The following is a 20,563-nucleotide window of genomic DNA, read 5'->3' as shown; positions in this document are numbered from 1 at the left end:
GGTGGATCACTTCTCTGACGGGGCCAGCCGGGAGCGGCGCATGCCGTACCCGAAGTAGACCACAAGGCCGACGGCCATCCAGATTCCGAAGACCGCCCAGGTCACCGGGGAGAGGCTGCCCATCATGTAGACGCAGAGCACGAAGCCGATCGCCGGGAAGAGCGGTGCCAGCGGGGTGCGGAAGGTGCGGTGCATCTCGGGGCGGGTCCGGCGCAGCACGATCACCGCGACATTGACCAGGGCGAAGGCGAAGAGCGTGCCGATGCTGGTGGCGTCGGCGAGCTGACCGAGCGGGACGGCGGCGGCCAGCACCCCGCAGAAGAGCGAGACGATGACGGTGTTGGCGCGCGGCGCCCCGGACCTGGGGTGCACCTTGGAGAAGACCCGGGGCACCAGCCCGTCGCGGGACATCGCGAAGAGGATGCGGGTCTGGCCGTAGAGCACGGTCAGCACGACGCTGGCGATGGCGACGACGGCACCGGCGGCGAGCAGCACGGCCCAGATGTCCTGGCCGGTGACCTCCTTGAGGATCCCGGCGAGCGCCGCCTCCGACCCCTTGAACCGCTGCCAGGGCAGCGCGCCCACCGCGACCGCGGCGACCAGGCAGTACAGCGTGGTGACGATGAGCAGCGACAGCATGATCGCGCGCGGCAGGTCGCGCTGCGGGTTGCGGGCCTCCTCGCCCGCGGTGGAGGCGGCGTCGAAGCCGATGTAGGAGAAGAAGAGGGTGGCCCCGGCGGCGCTGACGCCCGCCATGCCCATCGGCATGAAGTTCGCGTAGTTGCCGGACTTCACGCCCTGGAGCGCCACGCCGCAGAAGAGCAGCAGCGCGACGATCTTGACGGAGACCATGATCGTGTTGGCCCGGGCGCTCTCCTTGGCGCCGCCCAGCAGGAAGACCATGGCGAGCATCACGACCAGCAACGCCGGGAGGTTGAAGATCCCGCCGCTGCCGGGCGGCTGGGAGAGCGCGGCGGGGATGGTGACGCCGATCGTCCCGGAGAGCAGTTCGTTGAGGTACTGCCCCCAGCCGACCGCGACCGCCGCGACGGAGACGCCGTACTCCAGGATCAGACACCAGCCGCAGACCCAGGCGACCAGCTCGCCGAGGGTGGCGTAGGCGTAGGAGTACGAGGAGCCGGAGACCGGGATGGTACCGGCCAGCTCCGCGTAGGAGAGGGCCGAGAAGAGGGCCGTGATGCCCGCGATGACGAAGGAGAGGATCACCGCCGGTCCGGCGTCGGGCACCGCCTCGCCGAGGACGACGAAGATGCCGGTGCCGAGGGTGGCGCCGATGCTGATCATCGTCAGCTGCCACATGCCCATCGAGCGGCGCAGCGAGCCGCCCTCGCCCTGCCCGCCCTCGGCGACGAGCCGTTCGACGGGCTTGCGCCGCATCAGCCGGGTGCCGAGGCCACCTGCGGACGGGGGCCGGGGATCGCTGCCCCCGGGGGACGCGCCGTGCTCCAACACTGGGGTGGCTCCTTCATCGCTGCCGGTCGGGGAACGGGCGACGGCGACCGGCGGCGGTCGGCGTGCGGGCAGGCGGAACGCACCCGCAGCAGGAGACCGCCGAGCTGACGGTCCCCGCCACTCCACGTACAGCGCATGACCTTACGGCCCGCTCCTGACCTGCCGTAATGCAGGTTCCTTGCGCAACCGCGGCGGAACGTTGCGCACCGCGCCGGGCACCGGTCGTTCGTTGCGCGCCCACCACCCGATCGTACGGGCGCCCCGCACCGGCACGAGCTGCGAAAACGCCGCAGGGGCCGCGCACCGAAGCGTTTCGGCGCGGGCCCCTGCGGGTGGTGCGGGTGTCAGCTCCAGCTGTCGTGGAGCGGCTTGCCCTCGGCGTAACCGGCGGCGCTCTGCACCCCGACCACGGCCTTCTCGGCGAACTCGGCGAGCGAGGCGGCGCCCGCGTAGGTGCAGGAGCTGCGGACCCCCGCGATGATCGAGTCGATCAGGTCCTCGACACCGGGACGCGCCGGGTCGACGAACATCCGCGAGGTGGAGATGCCCTCCTCGAAGAGCGCCTTGCGGGCCCGGTCGTACGACGACTCCTCGCTGGTGCGGTTGCGCACCGCACGGGCCGAGGCCATGCCGAAGCTCTCCTTGTACGGACGGCCGTCGGCGGTGTGCTGGAGGTCGCCGGGCGACTCCAGCGTCCCGGCGAACCACGAGCCGATCATGACGTTGGAGGCACCGGCGGCCAGCGCCATCGCCACGTCACGGGGGTGGCGGACGCCGCCGTCGGCCCAGACGTGCTTGCCGTACTTCTTCGCCTCGGCGGCGCACTCCAGGACCGCGGAGAACTGCGGGCGGCCCACGCCGGTCATCATCCGGGTGGTGCACATCGCGCCCGGACCGACACCGACCTTGATGATGTCCGCCCCCGCCTCGATCAGATCGCGGACGCCCGCGGCGGCGACGATGTTGCCCGCCACGATCGGGACCTGCGGGTCGAGCGCCCGGACGGCCCGGACCGCGCTGATCATGGACTCCTGGTGGCCGTGCGCGGTGTCCACGACGAGGGTGTCCACCCCGGCGTCGAGCAGCGCCTTCGCCTTACCGGCCACATCGCCGTTGATGCCGACGGCGGCGGCGATCCGCAGCTTGCCCCCGGCGTCGGTGGCGGGCGTGTAGAGGGTGGCGCGGAGCGCGCCCTTGCGGGTGAGGATGCCGACCAGCATGCCGTCCTCGTCGACCGCGGGTGCCAGCTTGCGGTTGGCGGCGTCCAGGCGGTTGAACGCCTCGCGCGGGTCGATGTCGGCGTCCAGGACCAGCAGGTCCTTGGACATGACCTCGGAGACCTGCGTGAAGCGGTCGACCCCGGCGAGGTCGTGTTCGGTGACCACACCGAGCGGGCGACCGCCCTCGACGACGATGCCCGCACCGTGCGCCCGCTTGGGCAGCAGCGCCAGCGCATCGGCGACGGTCGCGACGGGCGACAGCACGATGGGGGTGTCCAGCACGAGGTGGCGGCGCTTTATCCAGGTGACGACGTCGGTGACGACCTCGATCGGGATGTCCTGCGGGATGACGACGAGCCCGCCGCGGCGGGCCACGGTCTCGGCCATCCGGCGGCCGGCGATGGCGGTCATGTTGGCGACGACCAGCGGGATCGTGGTGCCGCTGCCGTCCGGCGAGGAGAGATCCACGCCCTGCCGGGAGCCCACGGCCGAGCGGCCGGGCACCATGAACACATCGTCGTACGTCAGGTCGTACGGCACCGAAGAACACTCTTCGAGGGCGCCGTTCTTCGGGTTCAGGAATCGCATACCCGCCAGGATACGGGCCACCACCTGCGGTGATGCGATCATCCGACGAGCCGCCGCGGCGGGCTGTGCAAAGCGACGAACGGCGGCCCGGCGGATCGCCCGGCGGCGGCTCAGGCGGGCCGGGCCGGGCCCCGGGCGAGGATCACGGCGAGGCCGGTGGCGGTGTCGCGCCAGTGGGCGACCGCATCGGCGATGACGTTCTCGACCACATGCCAGTCCTCGGGCGCGGCCGCGGCGAACTCCTGCCAGCCGGTGATCACCAGCAGCCGTCCGCGGGCCGCCGGGCACCACGACAGATCGGTCAGACAGTCGGCCAGCGCGTCCCAGTTGTGCCCGAACCAGTCCGGGAACCGCAGCGCACGGGCGCAGCGGTCGAGGAAGGCGGCCTTGTCCCGGGCGCCGGTGAGGTCGAGGTCCACACCCTGCCACCCGGCCGCGGCGGCCGCGGTGAGCGCGTCGGACACCGGGCGCCCGGCGGGCCAGGACAGCACTCCGGGCGGGGTGGAGCCGCCGAGCACGTTCGCCAACGGCCGCGGCACGGGGGCGGTCACCGCAGCACCGCCTTGAAGCTCCGGTAGTGGTCGGCGGTGTAGAAGGTCTCGTGGTGCTGCCCGGTGATCAGCCGCCGCGCACCGCGGTCCCGGGCGCCCGGCGTGGGCACGGTGAACTCGTGGTAGTAGCCCCGCGCCTGCCCCGGCAGCCGCTTCTCGTAGTTCCCGAAGACGGTGCCGTCCTTGCGGTACGGGTACGGGCCTCCGGCGTCGATCAGCCGCAGCGTCTCGCGCGCCTCGTGCGGCAGCTCCCGCTCCGTGACCGTCGCCATGCCGTGCGCCCAGCCGGGGGCACCGGCCGGACGGGAGGCGGCGGTGCGGGTGGCGGACGGGCCCGGGGAGGCGGCGGAGCCGTGGCCCGGACCGCAGCCGGTCAGGACCAGCAGCAGCCCGGAGAGCAGGGCCGCGAGGGCGGTGGCGGCCGGGCGGACGGAGAAGCGGATCTTCATGCGCCGATGCTGTCACAGCGGGGGCCGGGCCGCCGCGCCGGTTCCCCCGCTGCGGTGGGACGGCGGCGCCTGCCACCGGGCGCCGTCCCTCAGGCGCCGTCCGGGTCGGTGCGCTCCAGGGCCGGGCGCGGGCCCGGACCGGTCTCCAGCAGCAGGTGATCGGCGGCGGCGGTGTCCGTGACCAGGCTGGTGACCAGGCCGGAGCGGAGCACCGCACCGATCGCGGCGGCCTTGCGGCGGCCCCCCGCGATGGCGACGACCTCGGGGATCCGGCGCAGCCGGTCCGCCTCCACCGTGATGCACCGCTCGCCCAGATCCCGGCCGATACGGCGGCCCTCGGCGTCGAAGAGGTGCGCGGACATCTCGGCGGCGGCGCCCAGCGAGGCGTAGTGCGCGCGCTCGTCGTCACTGAGCATGTCGTAGACGGTCGAGACGCCGGGCTCCCAGGAGCCGATGGAGACACAGGCGACGGTGACCTTGTCGAAGTGCTCGAAGGCGCGGGCGATACCGGTCTGGCCGCGCAGCGCGGCGGCGGTCGCCGGGTCCGGCAGCAGCATCGGCGCGTAGATCGGGTGCGCCTCGCCGCCGGAGACCTCGGCGGCCCGGCGGACCGCCTCGACGGAGCCGCGGTCGGCGGTCCCCGCGTCGTAGACGCCGGTGAGCTGGACGACGGTGCACGGCGGGAGGCGGTGCAGCGCCGCCGCCATGTGGATGGTGGAGCGGCCCCAGGCCAGGCCGAGCACATCGCCCTCGGTGACCAGCTCGCCGAGCAGGTCGGCGGCGACCTCGCCGAGGTTCTCCGGGTCGGCGGCCTCCTCGGAGGCGTCGGCCGGGGACTCGACGACGACGGCGTGCCGCAGGCCGTAGCGGGCGCGCAGCGCGTCGGAGCGTTCGGCGTCCAGCTCGGACGGCACCCTGATCTCGATCCGTACGAGATCCCGCTCCAGCGCCGTCTCCAGCACCCGGGCGACCTTGAAGCGGCTGACGCCGAACTCCTCGGCGATCTGGATTTTGGACTTGCCCTCCAGATAGAAACGGCGGGCCATGGCCGCGGCCTGCACCAGCTCGGCGGGGCCCATACCGGACTGCGGGCGGCTGGCTACCACGAAAATCTCCCCTGTGCGCATCTGATCGAGTCTTTGCTCATCCTTGCAGAAACCCGCGGCGGACGGGGACCACGACCACCCCGGGGCCGTGAACGGCCGGTGGCGGCGCGGACAACCGGGGGCGGGGCGAGGATGAAAGGAGCGGCGGCGGGCCGGAGTTCGGCCCGCCGCCCGGGATCAGTGGGTGCAGCCCCAGCCCGCCGGGGTCGCGGCCGCCGCCTGCTCCCGCAGCTCGCGGACGGCCTTGGCCGGATCGTCGGCGCCATAGACGGCGGATCCGGCGACGAAGACGTCGGCACCGGCCTCGGCGCACCGCTCGATGGTGGACGCCGACACCCCGCCGTCCACCTGGAGCCACATCTGGAGCCCGTGCCGGGAGATCAGCTCACGGGTGCGCCGGATCTTCGGCAGCATGATGTCGAGGAACGCCTGCCCGCCGAAGCCCGGCTCCACGGTCATGATCAGCACCATGTCCAGCTCGGGCAGCAGGTCCTCGTACGGCTCGATCGGTGTGGCCGGCTTGAGGGCCATCGACGCCCGTGCGCCCTTGGCCCGGATCTCCCGCGCCAGCCGGACGGGGGCGGCCGCCGCCTCCGCGTGGAAGGTCACCGAGCCCGCGCCCGCCTCGATGTACTGCGGGGCCCACCGGTCCGGGTCCTCGATCATCAGATGGAGGTCGAGCGGGGTGTCCGTCGCGCGGCTCAGCGACTCGACGACCGGCACCCCGAGCGTGAGATTGGGCACGAAGTGGTTGTCCATCACGTCGACATGGAGCCAGTCGGCGCCCTCGACGGCCCGCGCCTCCTCGGCGAGCCGGGAGAAGTCCGCGGACAGGATGCTGGGGTTGATCAAGGCCATGTGACCAGTATGACCTGACCCCCGCGGCGGCTTCGCGGAGTGCCCCGGGGAGCGCCCGGGCGGGGCCGCCGACCGGGCCCGCGGCCCCGCGGACCGGGCCCGTTCGCCGCGCTCCCCCTCGGACACCGGCCGGAGTATCGAATTTGCGTCGGGTTAGCATATGAGCACCGCCTAGCTCGATCGAGAGATAAGCCTGTGACTGTCAACGACGACTCGTTCACCAACTGGAAGAACCGCGAGGAGATCGCGGAGTCGATGATCCCGATCATCGGGAAGCTGCACCGCGAGCGGGACGTGACCGTCCTGCTGCACAGCCGCTCCTTGGTGAACAAGTCGGTGGTCAGCATCCTCAAGACCCACCGCTTCGCCCGGCAGATCGCCGGTGAGGAGCTGTCGGTCACCGACACCCTGCCGTTCCTCCAGGCGCTCACCACGCTCGACCTCGGCCCCTCCCAGATCGACCTCGGCATGCTCGCCGCGACGTACAAGGCCGACGAGCGCGGTCTGAGCATCGAGGAGTTCACCGCCGAGGCGGTCTCCGGCGCCACCGGCGCCAACAAGATCGAGTGCCGCCAGGGCCGGGACGTCGTCCTGTACGGCTTCGGCCGCATCGGCCGCCTCGTGGCCCGCCTGCTCATCGAGAAGGCCGGCTCCGGCAACGGTCTGCGGCTGCGCGCCATCGTGGTGCGCGGCGGCGGCGCCGACGACCTGGTCAAGCGCGCCTCGCTGCTGCGGCGCGACTCCATCCACGGTCAGTTCCAGGGCACGATCACCGTGGACGAGGCGAACGGCACCATCGTCGCCAACGGCAACGAGATCAAGGTGATCTACGCCAACGACCCGTCCGAGATCGACTACACCGAGTACGGCATCAAGGACGCCATCCTCATCGACAACACCGGCAAGTGGCGCGACCGCGAGGGGCTCTCGAAGCACCTGCGCCCCGGTGTCGACAAGGTCGTCCTGACCGCCCCGGGCAAGGGCGACGTCCCGAACATCGTCCACGGCGTCAACCACGACATGATCAAGCCGGACGAGCAGATCCTGTCCTGCGCCTCCTGCACCACCAACGCGATCGTCCCGCCGCTGAAGGCGATGGAGGACGAGTACGGCGTCGTGCGCGGCCACGTCGAGACCGTCCACTCGTTCACCAACGACCAGAACCTGCTGGACAATTACCACAAGTCGGAGCGGCGCGGCCGGTCGGCGCCGCTCAACATGGTGATCACGGAGACGGGTGCCGCCTCCGCCGTCGCCAAGGCGCTGCCCGACCTGAAGGCGAAGATCACCGGCAGCTCGATCCGGGTGCCCGTGCCGGACGTCTCCATCGCGATCCTCAACCTCCAGCTGGCCCGCGAGACCACCCGCGAGGAGGTCCTCGACCACCTCCGCGAGGTCTCGCTGACCTCCCCGCTGAAGCGTCAGATCGACTTCACCAGCGCCCCCGACGCCGTCTCGAACGACTTCATCGGCTCGCGCCACGCCTCGATCGTCGACGCCGGTGCCACCAAGGTCGAGGGCGACAACGCCATCCTCTACCTCTGGTACGACAACGAGTTCGGCTACTCCTGCCAGGTCATCCGCGTCGTGCAGTACGTCTCCGGCGTCGAGTACCCGACGTACCCGGCACCGGCGGTCTGACCGACACCGCCCGCACCCGGCACAGCGGCCGACGAGCGGCCGTGGCCGGTGCCCGATCCCCCAGGGGGTCGGACACCGGCCACGGCGGCCGTCGGCCGCGGGTGTTTCCGGCGGCGTCCGCTCAGGCGGTACGCCGCAGCAGCGCCAGGTACATCGCGTCCGTACCGTGCAGATGCGGCCACAGCTGAACATCGGGACCGTCACCGAGCGCCGGGACGCCGGGCATCAGCGGGCGGGCGTCGATCCACTCCGCGCCGACCGGCACACCGCCGCGGCCCTTGAGGACGTCGTCCACGACGGCGCGGGTCTCGGCGAGGTGCGGCGAGCAGGTCGCGTAGCCGACGACGCCGCCGACCCGGACCGCGGCCAGCGCCTGGCGCAGCAGCTCCCGCTGGAGCGGCGCGAAACCGTCCAGGTCCTCCGGGCGGCGGCGCCAGCGGGCCTCGGGGCGGCGGCGCAGCGCGCCCAGACCGGTGCACGGCACGTCGACCAGCACCCGGTCGAAGGCGCCGGGCCGCCACGCGGGGCGGGTGCCGTCGGCGGCGATCACCGCGTACGGGCCGGGGTTGCCCTCCAGGGCGCGGGCCACCAGACCGGCACGGTGCGGCTGCTTCTCGGAGGCGAGCAGCGCCGCCCCGCGCTCCGCCGCCAGCGCGGCCAGCAGCGCCGCCTTGCCGCCGGGGCCGGCACAGCCGTCCAGCCAGCGCCGGTCGTCGCCCTCGACGGGCGCGTTCGCCAGCGCCAGCGCGACCAGCTGACTCCCCTCGTCCTGCACCCCGGCACGCCCCTCGCGCACCGCGTCCAGCGCCCCGGGCTCACCGCCCTCGGCCAGCCGGACCGCGTACGGCGACCAGCGGCCGGGCAGCGCGCGGTCCTCGCCCGCGGCGGTCAGCAACTCCTCGGCGGTGGACCGGCCGGGGCGGGCGACCAGCGTGACCTCGGGCCGTTCGTTGTCGGCCTCCAGCAGGTCCTCGATGCCCGCGCGGCCGCCGCCGAGCGCGTCCCACAGGGCGGAGACGATCCAGCGGGGGTGGGCGTGGACCAGCCCGAGGTGCTCCTCGGCGGCCTCGTCGTAATCGGGGGCGATCCGCTCCAGCCAGGTGTCCATGTCGGCCGCCGCGACCTTGCGCAGCACCGCGTTGACGAACTTGGCGCGGCCGTCGCCGAGCACCACCCGGGCCAGCTCCACGCTGGCGCTGACCGCCGCGTGGGTGGGGATACGGGTGCCGAGCAGCTGGTGGGCGCCGAGGGTGAGGACGTCGAGGACCGGCGGGTCCACCTCGCGCAGCGGGCGGTCCACGCACTGCGCGACGATCGCGTCGTAGGTGCCCTGGCGGCGCAGCGTGCCGTAGACCAGCTCGGTGGCGAGCGCCGCGTCCCGGCTGTCGAAGTCCGGGTTCTCGCGTGCCCTGCGCAGCAGCGGCGGCAGGACGAGGTTGGCGTAGGCGTCCCGCTCGTCGACGGCCCGCAGCGCCTCGAACGCGAGGATCCGGACCGGGTCCTTCTGCGGGCGGCGGTAGGGCTTGCTGGGACGGCGACGCGGCTGCTGGCTCACGAAAAGGTGCTCCGGGTACGAGAGGGAAAGGCGAGCGGAAAGGGTGTGTGACCAGCGTACGCGCGGTGCGGGGAGCCCGGGGCGGCGGCGGGCGGCGGCCGTCGGCGGACCACCGGCCGCCGTCCCCGGACGCCGGGCCGGGCGCTACTCCCCGATGACCTCGCCCGCCTCGATACGGACACCGCGCGCCCAGTCGGCGCCCTTCATCGGCTTCTTGCCCTGCGGCTGGACCCAGAGCAGCTCGACGGCGTGGCTGCCGGTGCCGACGTACACCGCCTTCTTGGTGACGGCCAGCTCACCGGGGGCGAGGTGCAGATCGGCGTCCGGGCCGACCGACGCGGTGGCCATCAGCTTCAGCCGCTCGCCGCGGAAGAGCGTCCAGGCGCCGGGGGACGGCGCACAGCCGCGGACCACCCGCTCCACCCGCAGCGCGGGCGCCGCCCAGTCCACCCGGGCGTCCTCGACCTCGATCTTCGGGGCGAGCGAGACGCCCTCGGCGGGCTGCGGGACGGCGTGCAGGGTGCCGTCCTGGATGCCGTCCATCGTCGCGGCGAGCAGCCCGGCACCGGCGAACGCGAGCCGGGTGAGCAGGTCACCGGCGGTGTCGGTGGGCCGGATCTCCTCGGTGAGCACGCCGAAGACCGGGCCGGAGTCGAGCCCCTTCTCGATCTGGAAGGTCGAGGCGCCGGTGACCTCGTCCCCGGCGAGCACGGCGTGCTGCACGGGTGCGGCGCCGCGCCAGGCAGGGAGCAGCGAGAAGTGGAGGTTGACCCAGCCCTCGGCGGGGATGTCCAGCGCGGACTGCGGCAGCAGCGCGCCGTAGGCGACGACCGGGCAGCAGTCGGGGGCGATCTCCCGCAGCCGGGCCAGGAACTCGGGGTCGCCGGGCTTCGCGGGCTTGAGCACCTCGATACCCGCCTCCTCGGCCCGCTCGGCGACGGGGCTCGCGACCAGCCGTCGGCCGCGACCGGCCGGGGCGTCCGGCCGGGTCACCACGGCCACCACCTCATGCCGGTCGGAGGCGATCAGGGCATCCAGGGCAGGTACGGCGACCTCGGGGGTACCGGCGAAGACGAGCCTCATGGGTGGCGCACTACCTCTCACACGCTGCGGAACGGCGCACCAGTCTACGGCCGGACGCCGCCCCCACCGGGTGCACGGGGCCCGGACCGGCGCCGGGCGCCCCCGTCCGCGCGCCGTCCGGCGGCGGACCGCTGCGGCGCTGGTCCGTCCGGGGGCGTGCGGGGCGCGCCGCGCCGTCCTGACGAGCCGTTACGCCCCCACACCGTGACCAGAGGCGCCGCTGTCGCGTTGGTCAAACAGCATTGACCATCCCCACCCGGGTCGCAGGCGCGGCCCACCCTTGTCATCTTCCCTTTCCACGCCGGTTCGAGAGGCTTTCACATGGCCGACCACGCAACCCACGACGCCCAGGCGCGCGCCAGCCTGCATCTCCTGGTACGCGACATCGAGCGGGTACGCCGGCAGGTGGACGCGTTGCGCACCCTGACCGCCCAGCTCGGCAACGTCTACCGGCCGCGCCGCACCGGCCCCTCCGCCGGATTCGTCGTCTACGGCCGCGCGCCCGCCCCCACGGTCCGCCTCGCCCAGGAACTGCGGGACAGCGTCGAGACGCTCGTCACCGCCGCCGTCGACTTCGACCGTTCGCTGGGCTTCTCCTGGGACGCGGTGGGCTCCGCGCTCGGCGTCACCAAGCAGGCGGTGCACCGCCGTTACGGTGGCCGCCGGGCCGACCGGCACACCGCCGAGGGCGCCGACGCCGCGCACCGCTCCCCCGAGGCGACCACCTCCCGCGCGGTGGCCGTCGCCGCGGGCCTGTCCGGTACGCCGTCGGTGCCCGCGGCCCGCCAGATGCCCGCGCAGCCCGCCACCGCCCCCCGCGAGGAGCCCCGGACCGGCGCGTTCCCCACACCCCGCAACGGCTGACGCCGCCCCTCCCGGCCGCCGGGCGCCCGGCGCGACCCGGAAGCGCGCGCCCGCGGGCCGGGTGTACGAGACCGGCCGACGGCGGAGCGCCGGGCGCCCGCGGGCCGAAGCCGCGGCCGTCAACGGCCCGTGGTCAGCCCAGGTCGGGCGGGTCGATCCGGACCCGGACCGCCTCCCCCTCCCGCTTGACCAGGCGGGCCGCGCGGGCCGCCTTCAGGGCCGCCGCCAGCGCCGCGCCCTGACCGGGCCGCACCCGGACCAGCGCCCGCTCCCAGCTCTCGCCCGGCGGCGGATCGCCGGGGCGGCGCGGCCGCCCGGGGTCGGGGACCGGCAGCGGCACCGGGCCCAACACCTCGGCGCCGGGCGGGAGTCCGGCGGATGCCAGCAGCGCGGCGATGTCGTCGGGGCGGCCGGTGACCGCCGCCATCCGGGAGACCGGCGGAAAGCCCAGCTCGGCCCGCTCCGCCAGCTCGCGGACGGCGTGGCCCACCGGATCCCAGCGCACCAGCGCCTGCACCGGCCGCAGCGTCGGCTCCGCGATCACCGCGACCGTGCCGCCCGCCTCCTGCCCGCGGACCAGCGCGGCGGCGGTCAGCCAGCGGCGCAGCGCCTCCTCCCCGGCGCGCAGATCCGGGCGGCCGAGCAGTGCCCAGCCGTCCAGCAACAGCCCGGCGGCGTACCCGGGGCCCTCCGCGACCGGCTCGGCGCCCGGGGTGGAGACCACCAGGGCGGGGGTGTCCGGCACCGTCGCCAGGACGTGGTCGCGGCCCGAGGTGCGCACGGGGACGGCGGGGAACGCCCGGCCCAGCTCCTCGGCCGTGCGCCGGGCGCCCACCACCTGGGCGCGCAGCCGGGCGCCGCCGCACTCCGCGCAGTGCCAGTCCGGCTCGGCCCGTCCGCACCAGGCGCACACCAGGTCGTCGGCGCCGGGCGACTCCAGCGGGCCCGCGCAGGCGCGGCAGCGGGCCGGGGTCCGGCAGCGGGCGCAGGCCAGCCGGGGCGCGTAGCCGCGCCGGGGCACCTGGACGAGGACCGGGCCGTGCCGGAGCCCTTCGCGCACCACCTGCCAGGCCATCGACGGCAGCCGCGCGGCGCGGGCCGCCTCGTCGCGCGCCTCGTCGCCCTCGCCGACCGTACGGATACGGGGGGCGGTGGCGCGGACCCGCTCGCGGTCGGCGGTGAGCGGGTGCGCCCAGCCCGTCTCGACCAGCTGCGCCGCCTCGACCGTGCAGCTCACGCCGCCGAGCAGGAACCCGGCCCGCTCCCCCACCGCGCGCTGGATCAGCACCTCGCGGGCGTGCGGCTGCGGGGCGTGCGGGTCGCTGTGCGCGGCGTCGCCGTCGTCCCAGAGGGCGACCAGACCGAGGCGGTCGACGGGGGCGAACATCGCGGCGCGGGTGCCGATCACGGCGCGCACCGAGCCGCGGCTGACGGCGAGCCAGCGGCGGTAGCGCTCCTCGGGCCCGGCGTCGGCGGTGAGCAGGACGTGGCGACCGGAGCCGACGAGGGCGGTGAGGGCGGCGTCCACCCGGGCGGCGGCCCGGCCGTCGGGCACCACGAGGAGTGCGCCGCGGCCCCCGGCGAGGGTGGCGGCGGCGGCGCGGGCCAGTTCGTCGGGCCAGGTGGCGCCGGGCAGCGCCGTCCACACCGCACGCGGTGCGTCGCCCCGTGTCAGGGCGGCGAGGAAGCCGGGCCCGGCCGCGTACCGCTGCCAGCTGCCGGGCTCCGGCGGGGCGTTGGGCGGCAGCGGGGGCGGGGACTCCTTGGCCTCGGCGCGGGCGCGGCGGGGCGGGACGGCGAGCTGGACGACGTCGGCGAGGCTGCCCGCGTACCGGTCGGCGACCGCGCGGCACAGGGCGAGCAGTCCGGGGGTGAGCACCGGCTCCGGGGAGAGGACCTGGGCGAGCGGGGCGAGGACGCCGCGGAAGTCGCTCTCCGCGACGCGGTCGACGATGAAGCCGCTGACCAGCTTGCCGCCCTCGCGCCGCCCGCCCTTCTCACCCGCGCCGAAGCGGACGCGCACCCGCACGCCGGGGCGCGCCTCGGCGTCCATGGCGGCGGGGACGACGTAGTCGAAGTAGCGGTCGAGGTGGACGAGACCCTTGTCGACGAGGACGCGGGCCACGGGCAGCTCGGCGGCGGGCTCGGCGCCGCGCCAGGTGCGCGGCTTGGCGCGGGTCGCCTTCGTCTCCCGCACGCTCGCCCGGATGAGGGCCAGCTGCTCGCCCGCATCCGCCCCTGCCCCCTGGCGCCCGTCTTCCCTGCTCACGGCATCCAGTCTTAGCAGACACCACCGACAACGGCGGGTGGGTGCGCCCCGCCCCGGAGGCCGGGCGGCGGGGCGGGCGCCGCGGGTTCCGCGCGCGGGCGGGGGCCCTCGCGCGCGGGGGCCCGCCCGGGCGCCCGCGGCACCGGTTCACACACAGGAGCGAATTCGAGTCGTTCCCCGACGCCGGAAACACAAGCTGATCGCCCTCCGCGCACCGAAATCACCAGGCCGAAGCCGTGCGGCGCTCCGGGGAAGTCGGCCGGAAATGACGCAACGCCCCCATGGGGAGACTTGCCGCACAGACAGCCGCTTCATACTGCCGAAATACTGCTGCAATATTCGTCGCAGCTTGTAAGGAGGTAACTCCCTCAGCAGCATCGACACAAACGGAAGGCGCTCCTCCCCTTCTTTTCACCAGGGGATCTGGCCCAATAGCGAGACAGAGCGCTAAAGTCTCCGGCGGGCATTCGACGCCACTGACTCCCCGCCGTCCGACCGCCGTCACCTCCCCGTACGCATTCCCACCCCCACTTCCCCATTACGGCCACCCGCGCCGACCGATCACCTCGGGCAGCCCCCTGCCCGCCCGCGGTCCCGCTTTCACCGATCGTCGAAAGGGAATTGAATGCTGTCGACCACCACACCCAGACCGGAGCGGGAACAGCGTTTCGTCGAGATACTCCAGCGGCTCGTCGACAAGTCGGTCGACGAGTACTACAACCCGTACCGCGAGTTCGACTGGCCCGAGACGCTGCCGTCCGAAATGATGTGGATGAGTGACGACCTCACCTCCACCTACGGCACGGAAATCGTCAATGAACTCACCGAGGCGCAGCGGCAGCAACTCTCGCGGTGGGAGAGTATCAATTTCTACAGCCTGAACGTCGAAGGCATCCGGGAACTCCTGGTGGAGGTGGTGCGCCGCATCCACACCCGCGGGTTCGAGATCCCGTCGGACTTCTTCCACCACTTCGTCGGCGAAGAGAACGAACACATGTGGTTCTTCGCCGAATTCTGTCTGCGCTACGGCGGGAAGATCTACTCGGGGCCGAAGCTGAACTCCATCGCCCACGAGGACCCCCGCGTCGAGAACCTTCTGGTGTTCTGCCGGGTGCTCCTCTTCGAGGAGATCGTCGACCACTACAACATGCGGATGGCGGGCGACACCTCGCTCCACGAGACGATCCGCCAGGTCAACCGGGTGCACCACGAGGACGAGTCCCGGCACATCGCCTTCGGTCGGGAGCTGGTCTCGCTGCTCCACGCCGACCTCGTCGGAGATCTCACCCCCGGGCAGCGCGAGGAGATCGAGCAGTACCTCAAGCGCTACATCGCCTTCAGTCTGCGCGCTTTCTACAATCCGCAGATCTACCGCGACGCCGGAATTCCCGACCCGCTCGGATTCCGGGAGAGGCTGCTCGCCGAGCCCTCGCGCCGGGATGCCGAACGCCGCGCCGTGCGGAAGCCGCTTGCTTTCATGTGCAAGACCGGCATCTTCGCCGACGACGTCCTGCCCGGCATCTGAGCGGGCGGGAGGCCATTTCCGTGGAACCCAACGGTCTGCTGTTCCTGCGCGCCGACGAAGCCGCCGCGCTCCACCGCCTCGATCGCACGTTCGCCGAATGGGGCACCGCCCGCGGCGCCGAGCCCGTCGTCGGACCGGCCCTGCTCCCGGTCGCCGGTCTGGCCAAGCTCGACTACTACCAGAACTTCCCCCACCAGGCGCTGACCGTCAGCAGCCTGGACCTGGAGCGGCGTCCCCAGGGCGAGGCGGCGACGGCGACCACCGCCTTCCCGCCCGACCAGCTGATGCCCGCCGAGGTCGCCCCGCCGCCCGCCACCTGCTACGCCGTCTACCTCGGCCTGGAGGGCACGGAGCTGGAGCGCAACACCCTGGTCACCCTCGTCGGCCGGTGCTTCCGCCGCGAGGAGAAGTACACCGGGCTCCGTCGGCTGCTCGGCTTCCACATGCGCGAGATCGTCGCACTGGGCAGCCAGGAGTTCGTCGAGGACCATCTGGAACGCTCCTCGCAGCGCATCCTCGCCTTCGCCGAGGCGCTCGGCCTGGAGATGCGCAAGGAGCCCGCGTCCGACCCGTTCTTCGACGGCGAGGGGCCGCGCGCCAAGCTCCAGATGCTGTCGCCGGTGAAGTACGAATTCCTCGTCGGCGACCTCGCCATCGGCTCCGTGAACAAGCACCGCAACTTCTTCGGCGAGCGCTGCGACATCCGTGTCGCCGGCACCGGCCGACCGGTGTTCACCAGCTGTGTCGCCTTCGGTCTGGAGCGCTGGCTCGCCGTGCTGCACGAGAAGCACGGCGACTGGGCGGCCGTCGCCTCGGCCCTCGACAAGGCCGCCGTGGCCTGATCCGCCGCGCGGGCGTCCGCGCCCGCCGCGTCCGCTCGTCCTTCCCTCCCCCGCCCCACCCTTCGAAGGAGTCCGCCATGCAGTCCGCCACCGACCAGATCAAACAGTGGATCCTCGACCGGCACGCCGAGGTCAGCGACATCGAGCCGGACTTCGACCTGCTGGAGAGCCGTCTGATCGACTCCCTCGCGTTCGTCGAGTTCATGGTCCTGGTCTCCCGCCTCAGCGGTGAGGACATCGACATGGAGAGCATCGACATCGACGACTTCCGCACCCTGCGCCGCATCGAGGCGCGCTACTTCGGGGCGGGGGTGCGATGACGGGCCCGCAGAACCCCGCCGCCACCGATGTGGTGCTCCGCGCCGAACGCGACACCCTCGTCCCGCGGTTACGCACCCTGCCCGAGGCCGATCTGAAGCGCCCCACGGTCTGCTCCGCCTGGACGGTCCGCGACATCGTCGCGCACTGCGGCGCCGCGCTCACCGGCCTCGCCGCCGGGCCCGCGTACCGCGCCAGCCACGAGCAGAACCAGCGGGACGTCGAGGAGCGCCGCTCCTGGCCGCTCAAGCAGGTCATCGACGAGTTCGAGCAGGGCCTCACGGACGCGGGCCCCGCGATCCGGGCCGCGGGCGGCGCCAAGGACCTGGCGGCGCTCGGCACCTGGATCCACGGCGGCGACGTCCGCGACGCGATCGGCCTGGACGACCCGTACCACAGCCGTGGCCACCAGGCGGCGCTCACGCTGCTCGGCCGCTGCGACCGCGTGGTGCGCACCCCCCTGGTGGAGATCCAGCTGCCCACCCGGCGGCTCACCCTGGGCACCGCCGTGCCCGGGCGGCCCACGGCGCAGCTGACCGCGGACGTCCCGGACGTGCTGCGGATCTACACCGGACGCCCGGTGGACCCGGACCGCTACCAGCTGTCCGGCGCCACGCCCGAAGAACTCGTCAGCGCGGAATGGTGAGGTGGCCGTGAGCACCCGGTACCTGGAGGACTTCCCCGTCGGAGAGGTCTACGACCTCGGCGAGGTGAAGGTGACGGAGGAAGAGGTGCTGTCCTTCGGACGCGCCTACGACCCGCAGATGTTCCACACCGACCCCGAGCGGGCCCGCGAGTCGCACTTCGGCGGCCTCGTCGCCAGCGGCTGGCTGACCGCCTCGCTCTTCATGCGCCGCTACGTCGAGGAGATCCTCGCCGACTCCGCCGGTGAGGGCTCGCCGGGCGTGGACGAGCTCCGCTTCCACCGGCCGGTACGCCCCGGCGACGTCCTGCGGGCGCGCCTGACCGTGCTGGGCGTGGCTCCCGTACTGCACAGCAAGCAATCCGGAATACTGCGCCCGCGGTGCGAACTCCTCGACGAGGAGGGCACGGTGGTCTTCAGCATGGTGCTGCACAGCATCTTCCGCCGCAGACCCGCCGGGCAGGACACATGAACCGGACCTCCGGCACCGGCGGACACCCCGCGCCGGTCAGCCGCCGCCCCGAGAGGAGTAACCGCTCATGACGAGCGCGGAAATGCAGATGGAGCCGGTGTCCCGGACCGCCCAGTGGACGGCCGCCGCACGCGCCCTGGAGTCCGAGCGCCCGGACCGTATCTTCGACGACCCGCTGGCCCGCGCCGTCGCCGGGGACACCGGCTTCGCCCTGCTGGAGCGGTACCGCGGCTCGGCCGTCGCCCCCTTCGTCCTGGTCCGCACCCGCTACCTCGACGACGCCCTCGTCCGCGCCGTCCGCGACCGCGGGCTGCGCCAGGTGGTCTCCGTGGCCGCCGGGATGGACATGCGCTCCGCCCGGCTGACCTGGCCCGACGGCGTCACCCTCTACGAACTCGACCGCCCGGCGCTGCTCGACGCCAAGGCCGAACTCCTCGCCGAGCACGGCGTCGACACCTCCGGCGGGCCGCACCGCCGCGCCGTCGCGGTCGACCTCGCCGAGCAGTGGCAGGACGATCTGCACGCCGCCGGGTTCGACCCGCGGCAGCCCACCTTATGGGTGGCCGAGGGCCTCTTCTTCTTCCTCCCCGAGGACGTCGTACGGCGGCTGCTGGGCACCCTGCGGGAGCTGTCCGCGCCCGGCTCCGTCCTCCTCGGCGACATGACGAGCCGCACCACGCTCACCAACCCGCTCGCCCGCGGCTTCCTCAACATCCTGGCCGAGGACGGCAACCCCTGGCTCTTCGGCACCGACACCCCCGAGGAGTTCCTGCCCGACTGCGGCTGGTCGGTCACCGACCTCAAGCAACCGGGCGAGGACGGCGCCGACTTCGGGCGCTGGCCGCACCCGGTGCCGCCCCGCACGATGACCGGCGTACCCCGGTCGTTCCTCTTCACCGCCGAGGTGCGCACGGCGTGAGCGGCACGGATTCCCCGGACGGCGCGCTGCGGGTGCTGGCCGTCGCGGCCCACCCCGACGACACGGACTTCACCGCCGGCGGCACCGTCGCGTCCTGGACCGCCGCGGGCGCCGAGGTGACGTATCTGGTCCTGACGGACGGCTCGGGCGGCGGCGAGGACCCGGCCGTCCCCCGGGCCGAACTCGCGGCACGGCGGGAGCGGGAGCAGCGCGACGCCGCCGCCGTCCTCGGGGTCGAGGACGTGCTGTTCCTCGGCCACCAGGACGGGATGCTGCGACCCGATGCCGCGCTGCGGCGGCAGATCGTCCGGGTGATCCGGCAGACCCGGCCGCACCGCGCGGTGATCCAGAGCCCGGAGATCAACTGGGCGTTCCTGCCCGATCTCCACCCCGATCACCGCGCGGCCGGGGAGGCGTCGCTGGCGGCGCTCTACCCGGACGCGGGCAATCCGCGGGCCTTCCCCGAGCTGCTGCTGGAGGAGGGGTTGGCGCCCTGGAGCGTCCCGGAGATATGGGTGACGACCGGGCCGCGCCCGGACACCCGGATCGATGTGACGGAGACCTTCGAGCGGAAGCTCGCCGCGCTGCGCGCCCATGTCTCGCAGACCGCCCACCGCGACCGGCTCCGCGAGGACGTCCGCGCGAAGCTGGCCGGACAGGCGGCCCTCGGCGGGCTCCCCACCGGGCGGCTCGCCGAGGCGTTCCAGGTCGTCCGCACCGACGCCGCCGCGCCCGCGGCCCCCTCACAACCCTGAAGAGGAGCGTTCTTGCCACTGTCCAAATTCCTGGGTGCCGTCCTGGTGATGGTCATCTGGGGAGTGAACTTCGCCATCATCGACATCGGGCTGCGCTCGTTCGACCCCTATCTCCTGGCGTCGCTCCGCTTCCTCCTCGCGGCCGTCCCCGCGGTCTTCTTCTTCAAGCGGCCGAACGTGCCGTGGCGCTATCTCCTGCTGTACGGGGTCTTCTTCGGCATCGGCCAGTTCGGGCTGCTCTTCGCCGGGATGGACCTGGGCTTCTCGGCGGGTCTGGCCTCGGTCGTGATGCAGCTCCAGGCGTTCTGGACGATCGGCCTGGCGGCGGGGCTGATGGGCGAACGCATCAGCCCCCGCTATCTGGTGGGGTTCGTGGTGGCGGCGGTCGGCATGGGGCTGGTCGCCGCCGTCACCGACGGTTCGGTCACCGCGGCCGGTACGGTCATGGTCGTCGGCGCCTCGCTGTCCTGGGCCGTCGCCAACCTGATCATCAAGAAGGCCAAGCCGGAGAACGCGCTGGCGTTCACGGTCTGGGCGAGCCTGGTGCCGCCGATCCCGATGTTCCTGCTGTCGCTGGGGCTCGGCGGCTGGGGCACCGTCGAGCACTCCTTCACCACCATGGGCTGGACCGGCCTCGGCTCGCTGCTCTACATGGTCTACCCGACGATCCTCTTCGGCTTCGCGCTCTGGGGCCATCTGATGCGGACCTACCGCACCTCGCGGGTCGCGCCGTTGACGCTGCTGGTGCCGATCTTCGGCATGGCGTCGTCGATGCTGCTCCTCGGTGAGCCCCTGGGCACGATGAAGGCGACGGCCATCACACTGGTGATCCTCGGGCTGGTCCTCAACCAGTTCGATGTGATCGGCAAGGTGCGCGCCCGGTGGGCCCTGCGCCACCCCGGGCCCGTGCCGAGCGCAGTCCCCGGCGGCGAGAAGCCCGCCGACGCCACGAAAGCGAGTTGACACCGATGCACATCCGGCTGCTGCACGACGACGCCAGGGCGACCCGCCAGTTCGCCGTCGTCCTGGAAGCGGGCGACGAGGTGGTGCCCGCGCTGGAGAAGTTCGCCGCCGAACAGCAGGTGACCGCGGGTTCCCTGACCGGGATCGGCGCGTTCCGCGCCGCCGGGCTGTCCCTCTTCGACCCGGTCGCCAAGGCCCATGTGCCGATCCCGGTGACGGAACACACCGAGGTGCTGGGCCTGACCGGCAACATCGCGCTGAAGGACGGCCGCCCGCACGTCCACGCCCATGTGGTGCTGGGCCGCCGCGACGGCACGACGGTCGGCGGCCACCTCCAACAGGCCGTCGCCCACCCCGCGTTGGAGGTGTTCGTCACCGCGTACCCCACCGCGCTCACCCGGCGGCTCGACACCACGCTGGGGCTGCCCGTCATCGCACCCGATACGGACCGATAGCACGCTCCGGGAGG

Annotated in this window: 20 protein-coding genes; 11 read left to right on the top strand and 9 right to left on the bottom strand. The window is 73.2% G+C overall.

The window, feature by feature from the left end; translation table 11 throughout:
* Positions 1-6: 6 nt before the first annotated feature.
* The 6 genes from IF23_RS0100895 to rpe all read right to left on the bottom strand — a co-directional run bounded on the left by IF23_RS0100895 (position 7) and on the right by rpe (position 6,245).
* Positions 7-1,473: an amino acid permease gene (locus tag IF23_RS0100895; RefSeq protein WP_030278631.1), complete on the bottom strand. Its 1,467-nt coding sequence runs from the start codon at positions 1,471-1,473 to the stop codon at positions 7-9.
* 344 nt (positions 1,474-1,817) lie between these two features.
* Complete coding sequence (locus IF23_RS0100890) at positions 1,818-3,281, bottom strand: GuaB1 family IMP dehydrogenase-related protein (protein ID WP_030278630.1); 1,464 nt, start codon at positions 3,279-3,281, stop codon at positions 1,818-1,820.
* 110 nt (positions 3,282-3,391) lie between these two features.
* On the bottom strand, positions 3,392-3,832 hold the full coding sequence (locus IF23_RS0100885) for a barstar family protein (RefSeq protein ID WP_030278628.1): 441 nt from the start codon (positions 3,830-3,832) through the stop codon (positions 3,392-3,394).
* Complete coding sequence (locus tag IF23_RS0100880; RefSeq protein WP_030278625.1) at positions 3,829-4,281, bottom strand: guanyl-specific ribonuclease; 453 nt, start codon at positions 4,279-4,281, stop codon at positions 3,829-3,831. Before IF23_RS0100880 ends, IF23_RS0100885 begins: the two co-directional genes overlap by 4 nt.
* Before the next feature lie 89 nt (positions 4,282-4,370).
* Complete coding sequence (locus IF23_RS0100875; protein ID WP_030278623.1) at positions 4,371-5,360, bottom strand: sugar-binding transcriptional regulator; 990 nt, start codon at positions 5,358-5,360, stop codon at positions 4,371-4,373.
* A gap of 204 nt (positions 5,361-5,564) precedes the next feature.
* Complete coding sequence (gene rpe / locus IF23_RS0100870; RefSeq protein ID WP_030278621.1) at positions 5,565-6,245, bottom strand: ribulose-phosphate 3-epimerase; 681 nt, start codon at positions 6,243-6,245, stop codon at positions 5,565-5,567.
* Positions 6,246-6,440: 195 nt separating this feature from the next.
* On the opposite strand from rpe, the gene IF23_RS0100865 reads away from it, so the two are divergent.
* Positions 6,441-7,886, top strand: coding sequence for a glyceraldehyde-3-phosphate dehydrogenase (locus IF23_RS0100865; RefSeq protein ID WP_030278619.1), 1,446 nt, complete (start codon positions 6,441-6,443; stop codon positions 7,884-7,886).
* Between the two features lie 121 nt (positions 7,887-8,007).
* Here the strand turns inward: IF23_RS0100865 and IF23_RS0100860 are convergent, their stop codons facing one another.
* Positions 8,008-9,441, bottom strand: a complete 1,434-nt coding sequence (locus IF23_RS0100860) for an RsmB/NOP family class I SAM-dependent RNA methyltransferase (protein WP_030278617.1) — start codon at positions 9,439-9,441, stop codon at positions 8,008-8,010.
* Between the two features lie 144 nt (positions 9,442-9,585).
* The gene (fmt, locus tag IF23_RS0100855) at positions 9,586-10,524 is read right to left on the bottom strand and encodes a methionyl-tRNA formyltransferase (RefSeq protein ID WP_030278616.1); all 939 of its coding nucleotides are present in this window, start codon (positions 10,522-10,524) and stop codon (positions 9,586-9,588) included.
* Between the two features lie 321 nt (positions 10,525-10,845).
* On the opposite strand from fmt, the gene IF23_RS0100850 reads away from it, so the two are divergent.
* Entirely contained in the window at positions 10,846-11,388 is a 543-nt protein-coding gene (locus IF23_RS0100850; RefSeq protein WP_030278614.1) for a hypothetical protein, read from the top strand.
* 133 nt (positions 11,389-11,521) lie between these two features.
* Here the strand turns inward: IF23_RS0100850 and IF23_RS0100845 are convergent, their stop codons facing one another.
* Complete coding sequence (locus tag IF23_RS0100845; RefSeq protein WP_030278612.1) at positions 11,522-13,657, bottom strand: primosomal protein N'; 2,136 nt, start codon at positions 13,655-13,657, stop codon at positions 11,522-11,524.
* A gap of 625 nt (positions 13,658-14,282) precedes the next feature.
* On the opposite strand from IF23_RS0100845, the gene IF23_RS0100840 reads away from it, so the two are divergent.
* The 9 genes from IF23_RS0100840 to IF23_RS0100800 all read left to right on the top strand — a co-directional run bounded on the left by IF23_RS0100840 (position 14,283) and on the right by IF23_RS0100800 (position 20,549).
* On the top strand, positions 14,283-15,182 hold the full coding sequence (locus tag IF23_RS0100840; protein WP_030278609.1) for a diiron oxygenase: 900 nt from the start codon (positions 14,283-14,285) through the stop codon (positions 15,180-15,182).
* Between the two features lie 20 nt (positions 15,183-15,202).
* Positions 15,203-16,024: an aminoacyl--tRNA ligase-related protein gene (locus tag IF23_RS0100835; protein WP_051739054.1), complete on the top strand. Its 822-nt coding sequence runs from the start codon at positions 15,203-15,205 to the stop codon at positions 16,022-16,024.
* A gap of 77 nt (positions 16,025-16,101) precedes the next feature.
* Positions 16,102-16,344, top strand: coding sequence for a hypothetical protein (locus IF23_RS0100830; RefSeq protein ID WP_030278607.1), 243 nt, complete (start codon positions 16,102-16,104; stop codon positions 16,342-16,344).
* Entirely contained in the window at positions 16,341-16,988 is a 648-nt protein-coding gene (locus tag IF23_RS0100825) for a maleylpyruvate isomerase family mycothiol-dependent enzyme (protein ID WP_030278606.1), read from the top strand. The genes IF23_RS0100830 and IF23_RS0100825 overlap by 4 nt, the downstream gene beginning before the upstream one ends.
* Positions 16,989-16,995: 7 nt before the next feature.
* Entirely contained in the window at positions 16,996-17,457 is a 462-nt protein-coding gene (locus IF23_RS0100820) for a MaoC family dehydratase (RefSeq protein ID WP_030278605.1), read from the top strand.
* Between the two features lie 67 nt (positions 17,458-17,524).
* Positions 17,525-18,376 (top strand): SAM-dependent methyltransferase, encoded by an 852-nt coding sequence (locus tag IF23_RS0100815; protein WP_245654849.1) that lies wholly within the window; start codon positions 17,525-17,527, stop codon positions 18,374-18,376.
* On the top strand, positions 18,373-19,131 hold the full coding sequence (locus IF23_RS0100810; protein WP_030278602.1) for a PIG-L deacetylase family protein: 759 nt from the start codon (positions 18,373-18,375) through the stop codon (positions 19,129-19,131). The genes IF23_RS0100815 and IF23_RS0100810 overlap by 4 nt, the downstream gene beginning before the upstream one ends.
* Positions 19,132-19,143: 12 nt before the next feature.
* A complete protein-coding gene (locus IF23_RS0100805) occupies positions 19,144-20,094 on the top strand; it encodes an EamA family transporter (RefSeq protein WP_078653705.1) in 951 nt (316 codons plus the stop codon).
* 5 nt (positions 20,095-20,099) lie between these two features.
* Entirely contained in the window at positions 20,100-20,549 is a 450-nt protein-coding gene (locus tag IF23_RS0100800) for a PPC domain-containing DNA-binding protein (protein ID WP_030278599.1), read from the top strand.
* The last annotated feature ends 14 nt before the right edge of the window (positions 20,550-20,563 follow it).

This window comes from Streptomyces catenulae (assembly GCF_000718015.1).
Lineage (GTDB): Bacteria > Actinomycetota > Actinomycetes > Streptomycetales > Streptomycetaceae > Streptomyces > Streptomyces catenulae.
Note: the sequence above shows the minus strand (reverse complement) of the source record. Positions and strands in the feature narration are given on the sequence as shown.